The 19,032-nt window shown below is 74.6% G+C and carries 20 protein-coding genes; 10 read left to right on the plus strand and 10 right to left on the minus strand.

Going from position 1 to position 19,032, the window contains the following annotated elements:
* Positions 1 to 4 precede the first annotated feature (4 nt).
* Positions 5 to 973: an aldo/keto reductase gene (locus CRP29_RS03515; RefSeq protein WP_097193632.1), complete on the plus strand. Its 969-nt coding sequence runs from the start codon at positions 5 to 7 to the stop codon at positions 971 to 973.
* Here the strand turns inward: CRP29_RS03515 and thpR are convergent.
* From thpR to CRP29_RS03540, 5 genes are all read right to left on the minus strand, one after another.
* Positions 940 to 1,506, minus strand: a complete 567-nt coding sequence (gene thpR, locus CRP29_RS03520) for an RNA 2',3'-cyclic phosphodiesterase (protein ID WP_097193633.1) — start codon at positions 1,504 to 1,506, stop codon at positions 940 to 942. The genes CRP29_RS03515 and thpR overlap by 34 nt on opposite strands.
* Positions 1,503 to 1,886, minus strand: coding sequence for a hypothetical protein (locus tag CRP29_RS03525; RefSeq protein ID WP_097193634.1), 384 nt, complete (start codon positions 1,884 to 1,886; stop codon positions 1,503 to 1,505). The genes thpR and CRP29_RS03525 overlap by 4 nt, the downstream gene beginning before the upstream one ends.
* 47 nt (positions 1,887 to 1,933) lie before the next feature.
* Positions 1,934 to 3,295: an MFS transporter gene (locus tag CRP29_RS03530; RefSeq protein WP_245852373.1), complete on the minus strand. Its 1,362-nt coding sequence runs from the start codon at positions 3,293 to 3,295 to the stop codon at positions 1,934 to 1,936.
* The gene (locus CRP29_RS03535; RefSeq protein ID WP_176522809.1) at positions 3,292 to 3,726 is read right to left on the minus strand and encodes a MarR family winged helix-turn-helix transcriptional regulator; all 435 of its coding nucleotides are present in this window, start codon (positions 3,724 to 3,726) and stop codon (positions 3,292 to 3,294) included. The genes CRP29_RS03530 and CRP29_RS03535 overlap by 4 nt, the downstream gene beginning before the upstream one ends.
* Before the next feature lie 93 nt (positions 3,727 to 3,819).
* Positions 3,820 to 5,331: an NCS2 family permease gene (locus CRP29_RS03540; protein WP_097193635.1), complete on the minus strand. Its 1,512-nt coding sequence runs from the start codon at positions 5,329 to 5,331 to the stop codon at positions 3,820 to 3,822.
* A 124-nt stretch (positions 5,332 to 5,455) separates the two neighbouring features.
* Here CRP29_RS03540 and CRP29_RS03545 point away from each other — a divergent pair, with 124 nt between their 5' ends.
* A complete protein-coding gene (locus tag CRP29_RS03545) occupies positions 5,456 to 5,677 on the plus strand; it encodes a DUF2530 domain-containing protein (protein WP_097194079.1) in 222 nt (73 codons plus the stop codon).
* 46 nt (positions 5,678 to 5,723) lie between these two features.
* On the opposite strand, the gene CRP29_RS03550 is transcribed toward CRP29_RS03545, so the two are convergent.
* Positions 5,724 to 6,551: a DUF3027 domain-containing protein gene (locus CRP29_RS03550; RefSeq protein ID WP_097194080.1), complete on the minus strand. Its 828-nt coding sequence runs from the start codon at positions 6,549 to 6,551 to the stop codon at positions 5,724 to 5,726.
* An 86-nt stretch (positions 6,552 to 6,637) separates the two neighbouring features.
* On the opposite strand from CRP29_RS03550, the gene CRP29_RS03555 reads away from it, so the two are divergent.
* Together CRP29_RS03555 and CRP29_RS03560 are read left to right on the plus strand one after the other, a co-directional pair.
* Entirely contained in the window at positions 6,638 to 8,083 is a 1,446-nt protein-coding gene (locus CRP29_RS03555; RefSeq protein ID WP_245852375.1) for an MFS transporter, read from the plus strand.
* Entirely contained in the window at positions 8,074 to 8,568 is a 495-nt protein-coding gene (locus tag CRP29_RS03560; RefSeq protein WP_245852377.1) for a DUF2771 domain-containing protein, read from the plus strand. Before CRP29_RS03555 ends, CRP29_RS03560 begins: the two co-directional genes overlap by 10 nt.
* On the opposite strand, the gene CRP29_RS23775 is transcribed toward CRP29_RS03560, so the two are convergent.
* The gene (locus CRP29_RS23775) at positions 8,565 to 8,960 is read right to left on the minus strand and encodes a cold-shock protein (RefSeq protein WP_097193637.1); all 396 of its coding nucleotides are present in this window, start codon (positions 8,958 to 8,960) and stop codon (positions 8,565 to 8,567) included. The genes CRP29_RS03560 and CRP29_RS23775 overlap by 4 nt on opposite strands.
* 41 nt (positions 8,961 to 9,001) lie before the next feature.
* A complete protein-coding gene (locus CRP29_RS03570; protein ID WP_097193638.1) occupies positions 9,002 to 9,568 on the minus strand; it encodes a nucleotidyltransferase family protein in 567 nt (188 codons plus the stop codon).
* 71 nt (positions 9,569 to 9,639) lie between these two features.
* Between CRP29_RS03570 and CRP29_RS03575 the strand changes: the two genes are divergently transcribed.
* Entirely contained in the window at positions 9,640 to 10,407 is a 768-nt protein-coding gene (locus tag CRP29_RS03575) for an endonuclease/exonuclease/phosphatase family protein (RefSeq protein ID WP_097193639.1), read from the plus strand.
* A gap of 49 nt (positions 10,408 to 10,456) precedes the next feature.
* On the plus strand, positions 10,457 to 10,777 hold the full coding sequence (locus CRP29_RS03580) for a hypothetical protein (protein WP_097193640.1): 321 nt from the start codon (positions 10,457 to 10,459) through the stop codon (positions 10,775 to 10,777).
* Between the two features lie 18 nt (positions 10,778 to 10,795).
* Here CRP29_RS03580 and CRP29_RS03585 read toward each other — a convergent pair whose 3' ends face one another.
* Complete coding sequence (locus CRP29_RS03585) at positions 10,796 to 11,017, minus strand: hypothetical protein (RefSeq protein WP_097193641.1); 222 nt, start codon at positions 11,015 to 11,017, stop codon at positions 10,796 to 10,798.
* Positions 11,018 to 11,090: 73 nt separating this feature from the next.
* Between CRP29_RS03585 and CRP29_RS23515 the strand changes: the two genes are divergently transcribed.
* The 4 genes from CRP29_RS23515 to CRP29_RS03605 all read left to right on the plus strand — a co-directional run bounded on the left by CRP29_RS23515 (position 11,091) and on the right by CRP29_RS03605 (position 16,996).
* Positions 11,091 to 13,349, plus strand: coding sequence for a helicase C-terminal domain-containing protein (locus CRP29_RS23515; protein ID WP_097194082.1), 2,259 nt, complete (start codon positions 11,091 to 11,093; stop codon positions 13,347 to 13,349).
* Between the two features lie 81 nt (positions 13,350 to 13,430).
* A complete protein-coding gene (locus tag CRP29_RS03595; protein ID WP_097193642.1) occupies positions 13,431 to 14,717 on the plus strand; it encodes an SAM-dependent methyltransferase in 1,287 nt (428 codons plus the stop codon).
* Positions 14,718 to 14,826: 109 nt separating this feature from the next.
* Entirely contained in the window at positions 14,827 to 16,512 is a 1,686-nt protein-coding gene (locus CRP29_RS03600; RefSeq protein WP_097193643.1) for a DNA repair helicase XPB, read from the plus strand.
* Between the two features lie 79 nt (positions 16,513 to 16,591).
* Positions 16,592 to 16,996 carry a nuclear transport factor 2 family protein gene (locus CRP29_RS03605; protein WP_097193644.1) on the plus strand — a complete coding sequence of 135 codons (405 nt, stop codon included), beginning with the start codon at positions 16,592 to 16,594 and terminating at the stop codon, positions 16,994 to 16,996.
* 34 nt (positions 16,997 to 17,030) lie between these two features.
* Here the strand turns inward: CRP29_RS03605 and CRP29_RS03610 are convergent, their stop codons facing one another.
* A complete protein-coding gene (locus tag CRP29_RS03610) occupies positions 17,031 to 18,878 on the minus strand; it encodes an HNH endonuclease signature motif containing protein (RefSeq protein WP_097193645.1) in 1,848 nt (615 codons plus the stop codon).
* Positions 18,879 to 19,032: the final 154 nt, after the last annotated feature.

Consider the following 19,032-nt stretch of genomic DNA (forward strand, 5'->3'; position numbering starts at 1 on the left):
GCGCATGGAGTACAAGCACCTCGGTCGTAGCGGCCTCACGGTCTCCCGCCTCTGTCTCGGCACCATGAACTTCGGCTCGCGGACCGAGGAGTCCGCCTCGCACGAGATCATGGACCGGGCACTGGCCGAAGGCGTCAACTTCTTCGACACCGCCAACGTGTACGGCGGCGACGCCGGCAAGGGCCGCACCGAGGAGGTGGTCGGCAGCTGGTTCGCCCACGGCGCGGAGCGGCGCGAGAAGACGGTGCTGGCCACCAAGGTCTACGGCAACATGAGCGACTGGCCCAACGACACGTTCCTCTCCGCCCGCAACATCGTGCGGGCGTGCGACGCCTCGCTGCGGCGGCTGCAGACCGACTGGATCGACCTCTACCAGTTCCACCACGTCGACCTCCGCACTCCGTGGGAGGAGATCTGGCAGGCCTGCGAGACGCTGGTCGCCCAGGGCAAGGTGCTCTACGTCGGCTCCTCGAACCACGCCGCCTGGCAGATCGCCGCGGCGAACGAGGCCGCCGCCCGCCGGCACTTCCAGGGCCTGGTCAGCGAGCAGTCGCACTACAACCTGCTGACCCGGCACGTCGAGCTCGAGGTGCTGCCGGCGGCGAAGCACTACGGCGTCGGCATCATCCCGTGGAGCCCGCTCGCCGGCGGGCTGCTGGCCGGCGTGCTGGAAAAGGCGGAGGAGGGCCGCCGGGCCGACGAGAGGACGCAGAAGCGGGTGGCGAAGCTGCGCCCCCAGCTCGAGAAGTACGAGGCGTTCTGCCGCGAGATCGGCGCCGCGCCGGCCGACGTCGGCGTCGCCTGGCTGCTGCACCAGAAGGCGGTCACCGCGCCGATCATCGGTCCGCGCACGATGGAGCAGTTCGAGGGCGCGCTCGCCGCGCTGCACCTGACCCTGGACGCCGATCAGCTGGCCCGCCTCGACGAGATCTTCCCGGGCTACAAGGCCGCGCCGATGGAGTACGCCTGGTGACGCTCGTAGCTCGGCCCGGAGCCGAGCCGGCTCTCCAGCAGTAGCACCTCGCCGACCGGCCAGGCGGGCCCGCGGTAGCCCGCCAGCCGGTCGGTCAGCGTTCCGTCCGCGGGCTGCCGGGGAGGCCACCGCCCGAGGGTGAGGTGCGGGCGGAAGGGCCGATCCTCGACGGCCAGGCCCAGCCCACGGGCCAGCTCGGCCAGCCGGTCCGCCAGCGCCGTCAGCGGGACGACGTCCCCGTCGAGCCCGGCCCAGGCGACCTGGGGGCGGCGGGCGCTGCCGAACCGTCCGGCGCCCGCCAGCCGCAGCCGCATCGGCGGGGCGGCCGCGACGGCGGGAACCGCGCCGGCGGCGAGAGCGGGCAGCACCTCGCGGGGCACGGCGCCGAGGAACAGCAGCGTGAGGTGCCATCGCGCGGACGCCGTCCAGCGGGGGGCGCCGGGTACGTCGCGCAGCGGGTCGAGCGCCCGGCGGAGGTGCGCCCGCGCCGCCTCGGGCGGATCGACGGCGAAGAACAGGCGGGCGGTCGTCAGTCCTGCACCGCCAGGCCGGCGGCCTCCAGTGCGGCGACGAGCCGCAGCCGCTCGGCGTCACGGGCTCGCCCGGGCGGCTCGGTGGCCAGCGCATGCGGGACGTCGAGCATGCCGGCCGCCTCGGTCAGGACGTCGTCGCAGGCCGCCTGCAGTGCGCGCCGGCGGGCCATGGGCGCGCCCGCGGGGACCAGGGCCAGCTGGCGCCGGAGCCGGCGGACGTCGGCGGCGACCACCTGGAGCGGCCGCCGGTCGAGGGGCGGCAGCCGGCGGGCCCGGCGCCGGGCCGCGCGCTCGGCCAGCCATCGCTCGGCGGGGCCGAACCCGACGACGACGGCGCACAGCGCGGCGAACGGGAGCAGCAGGAGGAGCGAGCCGGTCATGGCATCTCCGGACCGAGTCGGGCGGACCACCGAACGGTACCCGCGGATCAGCCCACCGGCGGGGGGACGGCGCGCTCCCCCACCCGGAGCGCCACCCACGGCCGCTCCGGCCGGCGCTCCAGCCGCACCGACCGCCCGCGGGCGAGGACGGCGCCGGCCACCCCCGCGGCCAGCACCACGACCCCACCACCGAGGAGCAGCCCCCAGCGCGGGCCGAGCTGCTCGGCGATGACGCCGATGAGCGGCGCACCGATCGGCGTCCCGCCCATGAAGCACATGAAGTACAGCGCCATGACCCGGCCGCGCATCTGCGGGTCGACGCCGAGCTGCACGAAGCTGTTGTTGGCCACGCTGAACACCAGCGCCGCCGCACCGGTGGGCACCAGCAGCACGCCGAAGGCGATCTCGCCCGGCATCAGGCCGGTGATCACGGTGAGCACCCCGAACACCAGCGCGGAGCCGATGAGGAAGCGCACCCGCGGCCGGCGGCTGCGGCGGGTCGAGAGCAGGGCGCCGCTGAGCGAGCCGACGGCGAAGACCGTGGCGAGCAGGCCGAACGCCTCGGCGCCCAGGCCGAACTCCGCGCGGGCCATGAGCGCGATGGTGATCTGGTAGTTGAACCCGAAGGTGCCGACGACGAAGGCCAGCCCCATGGCCAGCACGAGGTCGCGGTGCGCCCAGGCGTAGGCCGCACCCGCCCGCAGCTGCCCCTTGCCCCGCGCCACGCGGGCGCTGGGCAGCAGCTCGTCGGCGCGCATGGAGCCCAGCGCGAGGATGGTGAACCCGAAGCTGGCCGCGTTGATGAAGAACGCAGGCGCCGTGTTCCCCGACGCCAGACCGATGAGCAGGCCGGCCACCGACGGGCCCACGAGCCGGGCACCGTTGAAGATCGTCGAGTTGAGGCTGACCGCGTTGGTCAGCAGCTCGGGCCCCACCATCTCCGAGACGAAGGCCTGCCGGACCGGGGCGTCGATCGCCGCGGCCGCACCCAGGCCGCTGGCCAGCACGAACACGTGCCACAGCGCCACCGCGTCGGTGACCACCAGGACGGCGAGGACGAGCGCGAGCAGCCCCATGACGGCCTGGGAGATCTGCAGCAGCCGGCGCTTGGGATAGCGGTCGGCGAGCAGCCCCCCGTAGGGGCTCAGCAGCACCGTGGGGGCGAACTGCAGGGCCGTGATCAGCCCGAGGGCCACGCCGCTGTCGTCGGTGAGCTGCAGGACCAGCCAGTCCTGGCCGATCCGCTGCATCCAGGTGCCGGTCTGGCTGACCAGGTTGGCCGAGGCGTAGCGCCGGTAGTTGTGCACCCGCAGCGCCCGGAACATGCCGCCCCGGGCCTGCTCCTCGGTGCTCTGCTCCTCGGTGCTCTGCACCCCGGTGCTCTGCCCGGTGCTGCTGGGCGCGGTCATGCGCCGGCCAGCTCGTCCATGATGGCCGCGGCCTCGCGCAGCACCGCCCGCTTCTCGGGGCTGAGCTCGTGCAGCCGCCCCGACAGCCACGCGTCGCGGGCCCGCCCCTCGGCCGCCAGCAGCTCCAGGGCCGCCCCGGTCAGGCCGAGGACGACCTGCCGGCCGTCCGTGGGATGCGGGGTCCGGCTGACCAGGCCCATGGCCTCGAGCGCTCCGACGACCCGGGTCATCGACGGCGGCTGGACGCGCTCGTGCGCGGCCAGCTCCCCCGCGCTCATCGGCCCGTGCCGCTTGAGCGTGGACAGCGCGGAGAGGTGCGTGAGCGTCACCGAGGTGTCCACCCGCTGGCTCCGCAGCCGGCGCGCGAGCCGCATCACGCCCAGGCGCAGGTCGTGCGCGAGCGCGGCGGTGTCGAGCGTCGTGCGGGTCACATAGTTAGCGTACCTCACTAACTGTCCCCCGGCCCGGCACGCACAGGGGCCCGCCACCGGCGAACCGGTGACGGGCCCCTGGGGCGACGCGGGTCAGACGATCTGCTGGATCGGCTCGAGCGCGAAGTAGACGACGAACAGCGCCGTGATCACCCACATCAGCGGGTGCACGTCGCGGCGACGCCCGACGGCCACCCGCAGCAGCACGTAGGTGATGACACCGGCACCGATGCCGTTGGTGATCGAGTAGGTGAACGGCATCAGCGCGATCGTCAGGAACGCCGGGATGACCAGCGACATGTCGTCCCAGGCGAGGTGCCGGATCTGGGTGATCATCAGTGCGCCGACGATGACCAGCGCCGGCGCGGCCGCCTCGGACGGGACCATCTCGACCAGCGGCGTGAAGAGCATGGCCACCAGGAAGAGCGCACCGGTGACGATGCTGGCCAGGCCCGTGCGGGCGCCGTCGGCGACACCGGCCGTGCTCTCGATGTAGGTCGTGTTCGACGACACGCTGCCCGCGCCACCGGCGGCGGCGGCGATCGAGTCGACCAGCAGGACCGGCTGCGACTTGGGCAGGTTGCCCCTCTCGTCGAGCATGTCGCCCTCGGCGCCGACGGCGGTCACGGTGCCGACGGTGTCGAAGAAGTCCGCGATCATGATCGAGAAGACGATGAGCAGCGCGGCGATGATGCCGATGCGCTCGAAGCCGCCGAACAGCGAGAAGTTGCCGAGCAGCGAGAGGTCGGGGCTGCTGACGACGTCGTCGGGCAGCTCGGGCACCTGCAGCTGCCAGCCGCGGGCGTTGACCGAGCCGTCGTCCAGGAACGTGGGGCCGATGTCGGCGATCGCCTCGACGATGATCGCGAGCACCGTCGTCGCCACGATCCCGATGAGCAGCGCGCCCTTGACCTTGCGGACGACGAGCACGGCGGACAGCAGCAGGCCGACGACGAACACGAGCATCGGCCAGCCGGCGAGCTGCCCACCGATGCCGAAGCTGATCGGGGTGCCCTGACCGCCCGCGATGATGCCGGCGTCGGCCAGGCCGATGATCGTGAGGAAGAAGCCGATGCCGACGGCGATCGCGACCTTCAGCTGCGTCGGGATCGCCTCGAACACGGCCCGCCGGAAACCGGTGAGCACCAGCACCGTGATGAGCAGGCCCTCGAGCACGACCAGGCCCATGATCTCGGGCCAGGACAGCTGGGTGGACGCGTAGACGGCGACGATCGCGTTGATGCCCAGGCCGGTCGCCAGCGCGAAGGGGTACTTCCCGACGATGCCCATGAGGATCGTCATGGCGCCGGCGATCAGCGCGGTGACCGCGGCGACCGACGCGAAGGGCAGCTCGTTCCCCGAGACGTCGAGCCCCGACAGGATGATCGGGTTGAGCACCACGATGTAGGCCATCGTGAAGAACGTGGTGAAGCCACCGCGGACCTCGCGGGTGACGGTGGAGCGCCGCGCGGTGATCTCGAAGTACCGGTCCAGGCCGTTCTTCGGCTTCGCCCGCGGGCCGTCGCTGCGCCGCGGCACGGCGGTGTCGTCGGCGACGACGTCGGCGGGGGTGTCACCCGCGGTGGAGCGGGGGTGGTCGGCCATGGTCGTACTCCCGGAGTCGTGCGGCGGCGGTCGAGCGGCGACAGAGTGCCACATGATCGTTCCCACCGATGACGGGCCGCGGGTGGGCGTCGTCCGGCGCGGCGCGCGGTCCTACAGTCGGGGCGTGCCGACGCCGACCAAGCAGGCCCCTCCCCCGCTGCAGGTGGACACCGCGCGGGTGGTCCTCGCCGGGATCGCGCTGTGGGCCGTGGCGCTCGTCGTCGTCCTGCTGCTGGGCGACCGGGTCGACCGGATGTGGACCTGGACCTGTGTGGCCGCCATCGGCCTGGGCGTCCTCGGCCTCGGCGTCATGCGCCTGCAGGGCCAGCTCGGCCGCAGGGACTGAGCCGCCTACGGGTTGCGCGCCGAGTGGGGCCCGGAGGACCGCGGTGTCACAGCAGGTCGTAGCCGCCGGTGTCGTAGCGCGCCGTGTGCACGACCTCGCTGCGGTCGGCGGCCACCAGCGTCGCCTGGCTGTGCGCGCCGCAGCCGTAGTCGGCGGTGACGACCCGACCGTCGGCCGGGGCGTAGGCGTTCCCGCAGGCGCCGACCCGCTGCCGCAGCGATCCGGCCAGCGGCAGCCAGAACCCGCACGTGACGCAGGGGCCGGGGGCCGAGCGGGCCATCGCCGACGCCGGGCCGAAGTCGCCGTCGCCCCAGCGGGTGACCGCGTCGGCGCGCCCCTCGGCCGACATGACGCGCTCGCGGCCCATGCCCAGCTCGAAGGCGACGACCCGGCCCTCGGGGTCCTCGGCGCTGTCGTCGTCGGCGGTGTAGGACGGCACCAGCCGCGGGTCGTCCTCGGTGGAGGGCAGCACGTCGCCGACGGAGAGGTCCCCGGGGCGCAGCCGCTCGTGCCACGGCACCCACGCCGGCGCCAGGAGCGCCTGCTCACCGGGGAGCAGGACGACCTCGTCGACGGTCACCGAGTCGTCGCCGGGGACGGTCGCCACCGTCACCGCCCAGTGCCAGCCCACGTAACCGGCCTGGCGGCTGGCGAAGGTGTGCGTCGCGGTGGCACCGAGCGCCTCGGGCCCGACCTCGTCGGTCTCCGGGACGGCGATCTCCGGCTCGATCCCGAGGTGCTCACCGACGAGGTCGGCGTCGCCGGCAGTCTCCGCCGCGGCGGCACGGGCCTGCTCGACCGCGGCCGCCTCCGTGAGGGAAGCGGGGAGCGAGGACGCGGGCCGGGAGCTGAAGGGATCGGACACGCAGGCCATCATCCCTGAGGACGACGGTCCGTGGGTCGCGGACCCTCCGCGAGGCAACGGGCCTGGCTGCCAGGTCGGTGCGGCACCATGGACGGGTGCCCAGCTCCCGCCGTCCGGTGCCGCCGCCGGACCGCGCCGACACCACACCGCTGGGTCGGCCCTCGACGAGGCCGATGCCCGCGGCCGGGGCGTCGCCGCGGGTGACGGTCACCCGCGTCGCGATCTCCCGCAGCCGCGAGCTCTCGCGGGCCGCCGCCCGTCGGGTGCAGGCCGCGAGCCGGGCCGACGGCGCCGACGCCAGCGGGCTGAGCAAACTGCTGTGGGTCAACGCGCTGCACATGGCCGGGGACGCGCTGATCGCCGTCTCGCTCGCGGGCACCTTGTTCTTCGCGGCCACCACCGACGCGCAGCGCGGCAACGTGGCGCTCTACCTGCTGGTCACGATGGCGCCGTTCGCGCTGCTGGCCCCCGTCATCGGCCCGCTGCTGGACCGGCTGCAGCGTGGCCGCCGGTGGGCGCTGGCCGCCAGCTCGTTCGGCCGGGCAGCGCTGGCACTGTTCATGGCCGCGCACTTCGACGACCTGCTGCTCTACCCGGCCGCCCTCGGCGTGCTGGTGCTGTCCAAGGCGCACAACGTGCTGCGCGCCGCCGTCGTCCCCCGTGTCCTGCCCTCGGCGCTGACGCTGACCTCGGCCAACGCCCGGCTGTCGGTGTTCGGCCTGGCCACCTCCGGCGTGGCCGGTGCCCTCGGCGCCGGCGTCGCGTGGGCGGTCGGGTTCCCGCCGGAGCTGTGGCTGACCGCCGGGGTCTTCGTCGTCTCGGGCGTGCTCGCCGCACGCCTCCCCCGGCACGTCGACGTCCCGGGCGGGGAGCTGCAGGCAGACGTGCTGAGCACCACGGAGATCCCGGTCACGGGCCGGCGCCGCCGGCGGGTCAACCCGCACGTCGTCCTCGCCCTGCGGGCCACGGCGGCGCTGCGCGGGCTGACCGGCTTCCTCACGATCTTCCTGGCGTTCCTCGTGCAGGCCGAGTTCGCCGACGGCTGGACCGCGACGCTGGCCCTCGGCGGGGTGGCCCTCGCCGCCGGCGTCGGCAGCTTCGTCGGCACCGCCGCCGGGTCGCGGCTGGGCACGGCGGCGCCGGACCGCGTGGTGCTGATCGCCGCCGCCACCGCCACCGCCGTCACCGTGCTGGCGGCGATCTTCTACGGCTTCGGGATGGCGGTCGTCGTGGCCGGCGTCGCGGCGGTCACCAACGCCATCGGCAAGGTGTCGCTGGACGCGATCATCCAGCGCGAGGTGCCCGAGAACCTGCGCGCCTCGGCGTTCGCCCGGTCCGAGACGATGCTGCAGCTGGCGTGGGTCGCCGGCGGCGGGCTGGCCATCGCCCTCCCGACGACGGGCTGGATCGGCTTCACGGTCGCCGCGGCGATCCTGGTGCTGGCGGTCGGCCTCGTCGTCCGGTCCATCGTCGGCGGCCGCGCCCCCACGCCGGCCACCCCCGACGCCCCGACGACCCCGATGGGAACGCAGTGGACCTGAGACGGACGACCGCCGTCGTGCTGCCCGCGATCGCGCTGCTGCTGACCGGCTGCGCGAGCGGAGAGGACGGCCCCGGTCAGGTGCGCGTGGAGGTCGGCGCGCAGGACGTCGCCGCCTCGGCGGTGCAGGGCTGCGAGGACGGCGAGGAGGTGCGGTACGACACCACCCCGCCGGTCGTGGAGGTCTCCCCAGACGCCGACATCACCCTCACCGTGCCCGAATCGGTGGCCGAGCGCGGGTGGGGCGTGCAGGTCTTCGACGAGCGGCTCGAGGAGAAGCTCGGCACCGTCGACGTGCCGGCGGGCGAGGACCGCTTCACCGGTATCAACAGCGACGACGTCGTCCCCACGGCGTTCTACCTGCTCGTCGTTGAGGACAAGGGCGGCGACTGCGGGGTGTGGTCGCGGGCGTGGCCGATCGGCTTCATCCGGGCCGGCGGCGACCTCGGCGGCGCCCCGACGTCGGAGGCGCCGCCGGAGGGTTAGGCCTCCAGGTCGGTCGCGACGGCGCGCAGCAACGAGCCGATCTTGCGCGACTCGGCGCGGTCGGGGTGCCGGCCGTGCCGCAGCCCCTCGCCGACGTCGTCGAGCAGCCTGATCAGGTCCTCGATGATCGGGACGAGCTCGTCGGGCTTCTTCCGGCTCTTCGCGGAGACGGCGGCCGCGACCGAGGGCAGCGGGTCGAGGATGCGCACCTGCAGTGCCTGGTCGCCCCGCTTGCCGGCGACGATGCCGAACTCCACCCGCTGACCGGGCTTGAGCTCCTCCGTGCCGGCCGGAAGGGCGTCCTTGTGCACGAAGACGTCCGGCCCGTCCTCGCGGGCGAGGAAGCCGAACCCCTTCTCCGCGTTGAACCACTTCACTTTGCCGGTGGGCACGTTCGATCCCTCAGTTCTCGCTGGAAGATGCTGCCCTCAGGCTAGGGCACCACGTCGAGTCGCCCGAGAAGCTGCAGGAAGACCACGGCGAAGTCGTTGCCGGCGACCTCCCGCGCCACCTGCGGCCAGTCGACCTGCTCCCGCAGCGCCCGGGCGACCGGCAGCATCCGGCCGAAGTCGCAGTAGTGCTCGTCGAGGGCCATGAGCTTGGTGACCAGGACGTCGGTGGCCGTGAGCACCGGCATCTGGACCGACAGCACGGGCAGCACGTCGGCGCGGTCGATCAGGTCGGTCTCGACCGGGTGGCCGCAGGTGCGCCACAGCACGTCGACGAAGACGTCGTCCCGCACGACCTTGAGCAGCCAGTCCTCGGCCGGGTCCACGACCTGCAGGCCGGCGTCGGCCAGCACCTTCGCGGCCCGCTCGGCCTCGGCCGCCGGGACGAGGAAGTCGGCGTCGTGGTCGGGCTCGGGGGCGCCGCGCATCCAGGCCGCGTAGCCGCCGCACAGGGCGAAGGGCACACCGCCCTCCTTGAGCGCCACGGCGGTGCGCTTGAGGAGATCGCGGACGTTGTCGCGGGGGTCGTCGTCGACGGGGAGACTCGGCACGGGCTGCTGCTACCCGCTCCCGGCGGGATACGCACGGTGTATCCGCCCCCGCCCCGGGCACTGGAGGCTGCGTGCGCATCGCGAGCTTCAACATCCTGCACGGCCGCTCCCTCGACGACGGACGGGTCGACGTCGACCGGCTGGCCTCGGCGGTGAAGACCCTGGACCCCGACGTGCTGGGGCTCCAGGAGGTCGACCGCGACCAGCCCCGGTCGCTGGGGGCGGACCTCACCGCCGTCGCCGCCGAGGCGATGGGGGCGGTCGACCACCAGTTCGTGGCGGCGCTGTCGGGCACCCCGGGCGGCACCTGGATGGCCGCGACGGGCGACGAGCAGCCCGGCTCGGCCAGCTACGGGATCGCGCTGCTGTCCCGCTACCCGGTGATCTCGTGGCGGGTGGTCCGACTGCCGGCGCTGCGGGCCAGCGTGCCGCTGTGGTCGCCGCAGTCCCGGCGGCCGTTCCTGGCGCGGGACGAGCCGCGGGTGGCCGTGGCCGCGGTCCTGGACACGCCCCGGGGCCAGGTCACCGTGTGCAACACCCACCTGTCGTTCATCCCCGGCTGGAACGCCTCGCAGCTGCGCCGGCTGGTGCGCTCGCTGGAGGGCACGCGGGAGCCGCTGGTGCTGATGGGCGACCTCAACATGGAGCGCCGCCAAGCGGCACGGAACAGCGGCATGACCCCCATCGCGACGGCGCCCACGTTCCCTGCGGGGCGCCCGGCGCGGCAGCTCGACCACGTGCTTGTGCGCGGCCCGATCAGCGCCACCGGGCCGGCGGAGGCGGTGCGGCTGCCGCTGTCGGACCACCGGGCACTCGTCGTGCCCACCGTGCACGGCTGACCTGCGGACACGGGTCGCGCAGCGCTGCGGCCCGGTAGATCATGTCGCCATGGCACGCACCGGCGCGACCCAGATCTTCACCCTGCTCGCCACCGTCGTCCGCGTCGTGGCGTCGGTGATCGCCGCGCTGATCGTCGCCCACGCGGTGTTCGTCTTCTTCGAGGCGAACCCGACCAACCCGCTGGTGGAGTTCACCGCGGGGATCCGGGACAGCTTCGGCTGGTTCACCAAGGACCTGTTCCAGCCCTCCGACGCCAAGGTCGGCGAGACGATCAACGACGCGCTCGCCGCCCTCATCTGGGTGGTCGCCGGCAACCTGATCTCGAAGCTGATCGTCCGGCTGGCGCCCGCCTCGAGCGCCAAGGCCTGAGGCGGGCGGCCGGCGGGCTCAGCGGTTCTCGGGGAGCTGCACGCCGGCGCGGTTGGGCTTGTCCGTCGGGTGCGCGTAGCGGACCAGCTCCACCGGCATCGGGAAGTCGTGGTCCTGACCGAAGGGCGACAGGCCGCCGGCGACGGACGCGGAGAGCTCGGTCAGCGGCGGGCCACCGTCCTCGGACTCGCCCCAGGTGGGCTCGACCAGGTGGGCGTTCTTCGCGTTGCGCTTCGACATGGCACCCATCCTCCCCGACGCCCCGCCCGCACCGCACGGCGCCGCTCCCGGACCGCGTCGTAACGTGGACCGGATGCCCACCGCCCCTCCGCCGACGCTCGCCGCCTGGCTGCGCACGCGCGACGACGACCAGCTCGCCGCCCTGCTGGCCGCCCGGCCCGACGTCGCCCGGCCGGCGCCCTCGGACGTCGTCGCCCTCGCCGGCCGGCTGGCCGTGCCGGTGTCGGTGGACCGGGCCCTCGACGAGCTCGACGCGGGGACGCTGCAGGTGCTCGACGTGGTGCTGCTCGCGCCCACCGACGGCGTGCCACGCGACGAGCTGGTCGCCGCCCTTCCCGACGTCCCCCGTGAGCTGCTGGAGACGGCGCTGGCGGCGCTGGCCGACCGGGCCCTGCTGTGGGGCGACGACGTCCTGCACGCACCCGATCCGGTGCGGCGCGCGGTGCGGCACCCCGCCGGGTTGGGCCGCCGGGCCGTCGACCTGCGGGTGCAGCTGCCCGCCGATCTGCCCGGGGTGCTGGCCGGCCTGGCCGACGACGAGCGCCAGGTGCTGGACCGGCTGGCCGGTGACCGCCCGGTGGGCCACCTGCCCGACAGCTCCGGTGGCGCGGACTCACCGGCCCGGCGGCTGCTGCAGCGCGGCCTGCTGGCGCGGATCGACGCGCTCAACGTCGAGCTGCCCCGGGAGATCGCGCTGCTGCTGCGCGGGGACCAGCCCTACGGCCCGCCGCGGCTGCGACCCGAGCCGGTGCTCACCACCCGCGATCCGACGACCGTCGACCGGCAGGCGGCGGGCGCGGCCATGGAGTCGGTGGGCCGGATCGGCGAGCTGCTCGCCCTCCTCGAGGAGGAGCCGGCCGGCCTGCTGCGCAGTGGCGGGGTGGCCGTGCGCGACCAGAAGCGGCTGGCGCGGGACCTGCACGTGGCCGAGCCCGACGCGGCCTGGCTGCTGGAGCTGGCACTGGCCGCCGGGCTGCTCGACGTGGGTGGCCCGCACCGCGACGAGTGGCTGCCCACCCGGGGCTACGACATCTGGCGGGAGCAGGACCTCGCCGACCGCTGGGCGGTGCTGGCGGCCGGCTGGCTGGCCGGCACCCGGCTGCCGGCGCTCGTCGGGCAGCGGGACGTGGCCGGCAAGGCGGCGAACGCGCTCTCCCCCGACCTGGTGCGGCACACCGCCCCGGCGATCCGCCGGTCGGCGCTGGCCGCGCTCGCCGAGCACCCGGCCGGCTCGGGGCTGGGCGCCGACGACCTGGTGGCCCTGCTGCGCTGGCGCACCCCGCGGCGGGCCGACCGGCTGGCGCCGGTCCCGGGCATGCTCGCCGAGGCCGCCCGGCTCGGGATCGTCGTCGGCGGGGTGCTCTCCTCCGGTGGGCGCGGCCTGCTCTCCGGAGGCGAGGACGGCGCGGCCGCCGGCATGCGCGGTCTGCTGCCCGCGCCGGTCGACCACGTGCTCGCCCAGCCCGACCTCTCGCTGATCGCGCCCGGCCCGCTCGTCGCGGAGCTGGCTGACACGCTGTCGGTCGTCGCCGACGTGGAGTCCTCCGGCGGCGCGACGGTCTTCCGGGTGTCGGAGTCCAGCGTGCGCCGGGCCCTGGACGCCGGCTGGTCGGCCTCGGACCTGCACGACTTCTTCACGAAGGCGTCGCGCACACCGGTGCCGCAGGCCCTCGACTACCTCATCGACGACGTCGCCCGACAGCACGGCCGGCTGCGCGTCGGTGCCATCGAGAGCTACGTGCGCTCCGACGACCACGGGCTGCTCTCCCAGGTGCTCGGCGACCGCCGGACGGCGGCGGCGGAGCTGCGCCGGCTGGCACCGGGGGTGCTGGTGAGCGGACTGGCCGCGGACGAGGTGCTGTCGGTGCTGCGCGCAGCGGGCTTCGCGCCGGCCGGCGAGAACCCGGGCGGCGCCGTCCTCACCCGGCCTCCCGGGCGACCGCGGGCCGCCGGCCGGCGGACCGGCACGGAGGCACCGTCCGCGCCTCGGCCGCTGACCCCCGACGAGCTGGCCGCCACCGTGCGCGAGATCCGGGCCGGCGACGCCGCCGTCGCGGCCCGGCGCGGCGAGGCCGTGCGCCAGGTGCCGGGCGTGACGACGGCGTCGACGCTCGAGCTGCTGTCCCGCGCCGTGCGCGACGGGACGCCGGTGTGGCTGGGCTACGTCGACGCCCAGGGCAGCGGCAGCCAGCGCGTCGTGCAGCCGGTGTCGCTCGTCGGCGGCTTCCTGCAGGGCTTCGACGAGCGCCGCGGCGAGAGCCGGACCTTCGCCGTCCACCGCATCACCTCGGTCGCGCTGGTCGAGCAGGACGACGCCCCGGTTCCCGGCTGACGCGATAACCGCTGTCGCTTCCCTGCTCCGCTGCGGGAGACTCCGGCCCCGCTCGATGCTGCCCGGGGACGAGGAGCAGACATGGCACGACGACGGACGGTGGCGGACCGGCTCGCGGAGGCGCTGGGCGCCGTGCTCGGGACGACCGAACTCCCCCTCCGGCTGCGCGGGTGGGACGGCTCGCTGACCGGCCCGCCCGGGGCGCCCGTGATCACGGTGCGGTCCCGCCGCGCGCTGCGCCGGCTGGCCTGGTCGCCGGGGCAGCTGGGTCTCGGCCGGGCCTACGTCGCGGGCGAGATCGAGATCGAGGATGACGTCTTCGACACTTTCGAGGCCCTCCGCTCCGTGGGGCGGCTCGCCGAGAAGGGGTCGGTGCCCGCGCCTCCGCTCCGGGACCGGCTGCACCTCGTCGGTTCGGCGCTGCGGCTGGGCGCGATCGGCCCCGAGCCCGCGCCGCCGGTCGAGGAGGCCGACCTCGGACGCGTCGGCCGACGGCACTCGCGCGGCCGGGACGCGGCGGCCATCTCCCACCACTACGACGTGGGCAACGAGTTCTACGGGCTGGTCCTCGGGACGTCGATGGCCTACTCCTGCGCGGTCTGGAGCTCCCCCGATGCCGGGCTGGAGGCCGCCCAGGAGGCGAAACTGGACCTGGTCTGCCGGAAGCTGGGACTGTCCGACGGCGACCGGCTGCTCGACGTCGGGTGCGGCTGGGGCAGCCTGGCGATCCACGCCGCGCAGCGCTGCGGCGTCACCGTCGTCGGCATCACGCTCTCGGAGGAGCAGGCGCAGCTGGCCCGCAAGCGGGTGGCCGAGGCCGGACTGACCGACCGCATCGACATCCGGGTGCAGGACTACCGCGCGGTCGACGACGGCCCGTTCGACGCGATCAGCTCCATCGGCATGTCCGAGCACGTCGGCCGCGCGGAGATGCCGGCCTACGCGCGGCAGCTGCACGACCTGCTGCGCCCGGGTGGACGGCTGCTCAACCACGCCATCGCCTGGAACGCGGGGACGGCGACCTGGAACCCCGACACCTTCATCGCGCGCTACGTCTTCCCCGACGGCGAGCTGCTCGGGCTGGGCGAGACCGTCGGGCTGCTCGAGGCCGGCGGTGCGCTCGAAGTGCTGGACGTCGAGGCGCTGCGGCAGCACTACGCGCTCACGCTGCGGGCCTGGGTGCGCCGGCTCGAGGCGGACTGGGACGCCGCGGTCGCCGCGTCGAGCCCGGGCCGGGCGCGGGTGTGGCGGCTGTACATGGCCGCGTGTGCGCTGACCTTCGAGTCCGGCGAGATGGGCGTGAACCAGGTGCTGCTGCGGCGGCCCGGTGGCGAGCAGCCCCCGCTGCGCCGCGACGCCTGGGTCTGAGGCCGCCGGCACAGCGCTGATCCGGAAGGACCGCCCGTCCCGCGGCGTTAGCCTGGACAGTCCGGCGCGCTCGTCCGCGCCGCAATCCCCGAACGAAGGACGTTGACGCGTGTCCGACGGCCCCCTGATCGTCCAGTCCGACAAGACGCTGCTGCTCGAGGTCGACCACCCGCTGTCCAAGGAGTGCCGGGCGGCGATCGCCCCGTTCGCCGAGCTGGAGCGCTCGCCGGAGCACGTGCACACCTACCGGGTCACCCCGCTGGCGCTGTGGAACGCGCGCGCCGCGGGGCACGACGCGGAGCAGGTCGTCGACGCACTGGTCCGCTACTCGCGCTACCCCGTGCCGCACGCGCTGCTGGTCGACGTCGCGGACACGATGGACCGCTTCGGCCGGCTCACCCTGGCCAACAACCCGGTGCACGGACTGGTGCTGACCTCCTCGGACCGCGCCGTGCTCGAGGAGGTCATCCGCTCGAAGAAGGTCGCCCCGATGCTGGGCGCCCGCCTCGACTCCGACTCCGTGATCGTGCACGCTGCCGAGCGCGGGCGGCTCAAGCAGGCGCTGCTGAAGATCGGCTGGCCGGCCGAGGACCTCGCCGGCTACGTCGACGGCACCGCGCACCCGATCGAGCTCGACCAGTCCGGCTGGCACCTGCGCGACTACCAGCAGGAGGCCGTCGACGGGTTCTGGGCCGGCGGCTCCGGCGTCGTCGTCCTGCCCTGTGGCGCCGGCAAGACGCTGGTCGGTGCCGCGGCCATGGCCGAGGCGAAGGCGACGACGCTGATCCTGGTGACCAACACGGTCGCCGGGCGGCAGTGGAAGCGGGAGCTGATCGCCCGCACGTCGCTCACCGAGGAGGAGATCGGCGAGTACTCCGGTGAGCGCAAGGAGATCCGGCCGGTCACCATCGCGACCTACCAGGTGATCACCACCCGCCGGAAGGGCGAGTACATCCACCTGGACCTGTTCGACGCGCAGGACTGGGGTCTGATCGTCTACGACGAGGTGCACCTGCTCCCCGCCCCGATCTTCCGGCTCACCGCTGATCTGCAGTCCCGCCGCCGGCTCGGGCTCACCGCCACGCTGGTGCGCGAGGACGGCCGCGAGGACGACGTCTTCTCGCTGATCGGGCCGAAGCGCTACGACGCCCCGTGGCGCGACATCGAGGCGCAGGGCTACATCGCGCCGGCCGAGTGCATCGAGGTGCGGGTCTCGCTCGACGACGAGGAGCGGATGACCTACGCCGTCGCCGAGCCCGAGGAGCGGTACCGGATCGCGGCGACCGCGCAGTCGAAGCTGCCGGTCATCCGCCGGGTGCTGGACCGGCACCCCGACGAGCCGTCGCTGGTGATCGGCGCCTACCTCGACCAGCTCGAGGAGCTGGGTGCCGCGCTGGACGCCCCGGTCATCCAGGGGTCGACGACGAACAAGGAGCGGGAGCGGCTGTTCCAGGCCTTCCGCACCGGCGAGATCCGCACGCTGGTGGTCTCCAAGGTCGCGAACTTCTCCATCGACCTGCCCGAGGCGGCCGTCGCCGTCCAGGTGTCGGGGACGTTCGGCTCGCGCCAGGAGGAGGCGCAGCGGCTGGGCCGGCTGCTGCGGCCGAAGGCCGACGGGCGGCAGGCGCACTTCTACAGCGTCGTCAGCCGCGACACCCTCGACAGCGAGTACGCCGCGCACCGCCAGCGCTTCCTCGCCGAGCAGGGCTACGCGTACACGATCGTCGACGCCGACGACCTGGCCGGACCGGGCGAGGTCAACGGGCCCGACTGGGTGGACGAGTCCGCCGACTGAGACCCCGGTCACTCGCGGTGGGACCCGGCCCGTAGCTTCCAGGGCGACGATCCGGTCCCACCCCGAGGAGCACGCATCCATGGACGAGATCCAGCAGCTGGTCGCCCAGAACGAGATCCGCAACCTGGTCGCGCAGTACGCGCAGCACACCGACGACACCCGGATCCAGGAGTGGACCGAGCTGTTCGTCGAGGACGCCCGCATGGAGGCCAACGGCCAGCCGCTCGAGGGGCGGCCCGCGCTGACCGAGTGGATCACCGGCGTCACGTCCAGCATGAAGCTGCGGCACGTCATGGGCGGGGTCACCGTCACGCTCGACTCCGCGACCGAGGCCCACGGCGCCGCGGACATGATCCTGCTCCTCGCGGTCGAGGGCTCCTGGATCATCGCCGGCGCCCCGCGCTACGTGGACCGGTACGTGAAGACCGAGGCCGGCTGGCGCTTCGCCGAGCGGATCCTCGAGGACCGTCCCGCCAAGGCCTGATCCCGAACCCCCGCCGCCTTTCTGATCCCTGCGATCAGAACGGCGGTGGGGCGCTGGTCGCCCGCAGCCCCGACGGCGTGGTGACGGTGAGCGTGCCGTCGGCGGCCAGCTCGTGCCGCCAGCCGGGCGCCTGGTGCTTGCCCCGGTGGTGCGGCGTGCAGTAGCCGGCGAGGTTGGCCGCGCTGGTCGGCCCGTCCGGCCAGGGCCGGCTGTGGTCCAGCTCCCCGCCGCGCGGCACCGGACGGCGGCAGCCGGGCAAGCGGCACCGCCGGTCCCGTGCGCGCAGGTAGCGATCGAGCGCAGCACCCGGCCGGTATCCCGCGGTCGGCGGTGGCGGGCCCAGCCCCGCGCCCCGGCGCAGCCCACGGCTGTCGGTGAGCGCGAGCAGGGCGCCACCGAGCGCGTCGACGACGGCGATCCGCGGCCGCTCGGCGAGCCCGCCGCCCGCAGTCGCGTCCAGCAGCCGGGCCAGGGCGGCACGCTGCTCGTCGCCCGCCTCGCGCAGCGACTGGAGGGCGTCGCCCGCGGCGGAGGCCCGTCCGGCCGGGGAGCGCCGCCACGCGGCCTCATCGGCAGCACCGGTGAGCTCGGCGCGCCGGACCGCCGTGCAGGCGCGGCCGAGGGCGCGGTCGAACCCGAGCAGGGCCAGCCCGGCTGCGGTGACCGCCGAGTCGGCGGACGTACTGGGCTCCCGGATGGCCGGGCTGCCCGGGGGCGCCGGCGCCTGCGGTCGTCGTCGGCCGGCATGGTGGACCGGTTCGTACTCGAGCACCGGTCGTCGGCCGGTGCCCCACTCCTCGGTCAGCGCGCGTCGCTCGACGTCGCGCCACCACTCCTCCAGCGCTCGCTCCAGCGGCGACGCGCCGCCGGGCTCGGCCTGGTCGGGCTCGGCCTGGTCGTCGGGCAGGGCCAACTCGGTGGGCGGTTCGGCCTCGGCGGGCGACTCGGCCTCGTCAACGGCACCGTCCTCGTCGGGCAGCAGCCCGAGCGCACGGGCCAGCGCGCGCACCAGCTCGGCCGGGACGACCTGGCCGGCGATCTCACCCGGCTGGTCCCCGCCGAGCAGCGTGGACACCGCCGCGACCACGGTGAGGTGCGCCTGGACCGGCGCCATCCCCGTCTCGCCGGGCCGCAGCACCAGGTCGAGCAGGCAGTCGGCCATCTTCTGGCTCCGCGTGCGCTCGTCGCCCGGTTCGTCGAGCGCGTCGGCGTAGCGGCCGAGGGCGTCGACCAGGGCCGCCGCCTCGGGCACGGTCAGCAGCGCCACCGCCTGCGCCATGCCGTCCTCGCGGTCGGGCCGGACGTGCACCCCGCGCCGGCGCACCGCCTTGACCAGCCGGCGCGCGCTGTCGCGGGCGTCGACCAGCAGCCCCAGCCGGCGGGCCTTGTCCGTCAGCTGCGCCGGCGTCGTCACCCGGCCGGCCATCCAGGCGAGCAGCTTCGCCTCCACCTCCGCGCGCTTCGCGTCGTCCGCGATCGGACCGACCCGCTCCAGCATCGGGAACAGGTGCCCGACGTGCAGCGCACCGGACTCCAGCGCCTCGAGGGTGCGCGGCAGCCGGTGCACGAGGGTCAGTGACCGCTCCAGCAGCGTCTCGGCCGCCTGGCCGCTGATCTCGAGCGCGAGGGCGAGCTCCTGCCCCGCCCACTCGCTGGCGTCGGCGAGCACCGCGGGCCGCGCCGCGCGTCGCTCCTCGCTCATCGACCCCGGCTGACCGGCGGGGCGGTCGTCCGAGGCGGGTCGGGTGGCGGCGAAGGCAGCGACGCCGCGGGCCCGCACGGCGGTCTGCCGGGAGATCTCGCGGTCGGCGGCCTGGACCGCACCGAGCGCACCCGACGCCCAGCCCGCCGTGGGCTCCCCCGTCGTCGCGCCGTCCTTCATGCTTTCGATCGTATGTTCGACCTCCGACAGTTTCCGGGCCAGGCGGGGCGGCTGGGAAGGCCGTGACCGGCGGGGCGTGACGTATCCGTCCCTCACAGGATGGGAATCACCACACGACTCGCCGGGCAGATCGCATTTCCGCAGGTCAGGGCGG

Origin of the sequence: Blastococcus aggregatus, assembly GCF_900221005.1 — a bacterium.
GTDB lineage: Bacteria > Actinomycetota > Actinomycetes > Mycobacteriales > Geodermatophilaceae > Blastococcus > Blastococcus aggregatus.

Excerpts from the sequence above, each read along its gene's own strand:
- CRP29_RS03525 (WP_097193634.1), bottom strand. The coding sequence starts at position 1,886 with ATGACCGGCTCGCTCCTCCTGCTGCTCCCGTTCGCCGCGCTGTGCGCC.
- CRP29_RS03605 (WP_097193644.1), top strand. The coding sequence starts at position 16,592 with ATGGACGAGATCCAGCAGCTGGTCGCCCAGAACGAGATCCGCAACCTG.
- CRP29_RS03515 (WP_097193632.1), top strand. The coding sequence starts at position 5 with ATGGAGTACAAGCACCTCGGTCGTAGCGGCCTCACGGTCTCCCGCCTC.
- CRP29_RS23515 (WP_097194082.1), top strand. The coding sequence starts at position 11,091 with ATGCCCACCGCCCCTCCGCCGACGCTCGCCGCCTGGCTGCGCACGCGC.
- CRP29_RS03580 (WP_097193640.1), top strand. The coding sequence starts at position 10,457 with ATGGCACGCACCGGCGCGACCCAGATCTTCACCCTGCTCGCCACCGTC.
- CRP29_RS03530 (WP_245852373.1), bottom strand. The coding sequence starts at position 3,295 with ATGACCGCGCCCAGCAGCACCGGGCAGAGCACCGGGGTGCAGAGCACC.
- CRP29_RS03540 (WP_097193635.1), bottom strand. The coding sequence starts at position 5,331 with ATGGCCGACCACCCCCGCTCCACCGCGGGTGACACCCCCGCCGACGTC.
- CRP29_RS03595 (WP_097193642.1), top strand. The coding sequence starts at position 13,431 with ATGGCACGACGACGGACGGTGGCGGACCGGCTCGCGGAGGCGCTGGGC.
- CRP29_RS03585 (WP_097193641.1), bottom strand. The coding sequence starts at position 11,017 with ATGTCGAAGCGCAACGCGAAGAACGCCCACCTGGTCGAGCCCACCTGG.
- CRP29_RS03550 (WP_097194080.1), bottom strand. The coding sequence starts at position 6,551 with ATGGCCTGCGTGTCCGATCCCTTCAGCTCCCGGCCCGCGTCCTCGCTC.
- CRP29_RS03610 (WP_097193645.1), bottom strand. The coding sequence starts at position 18,878 with ATGAAGGACGGCGCGACGACGGGGGAGCCCACGGCGGGCTGGGCGTCG.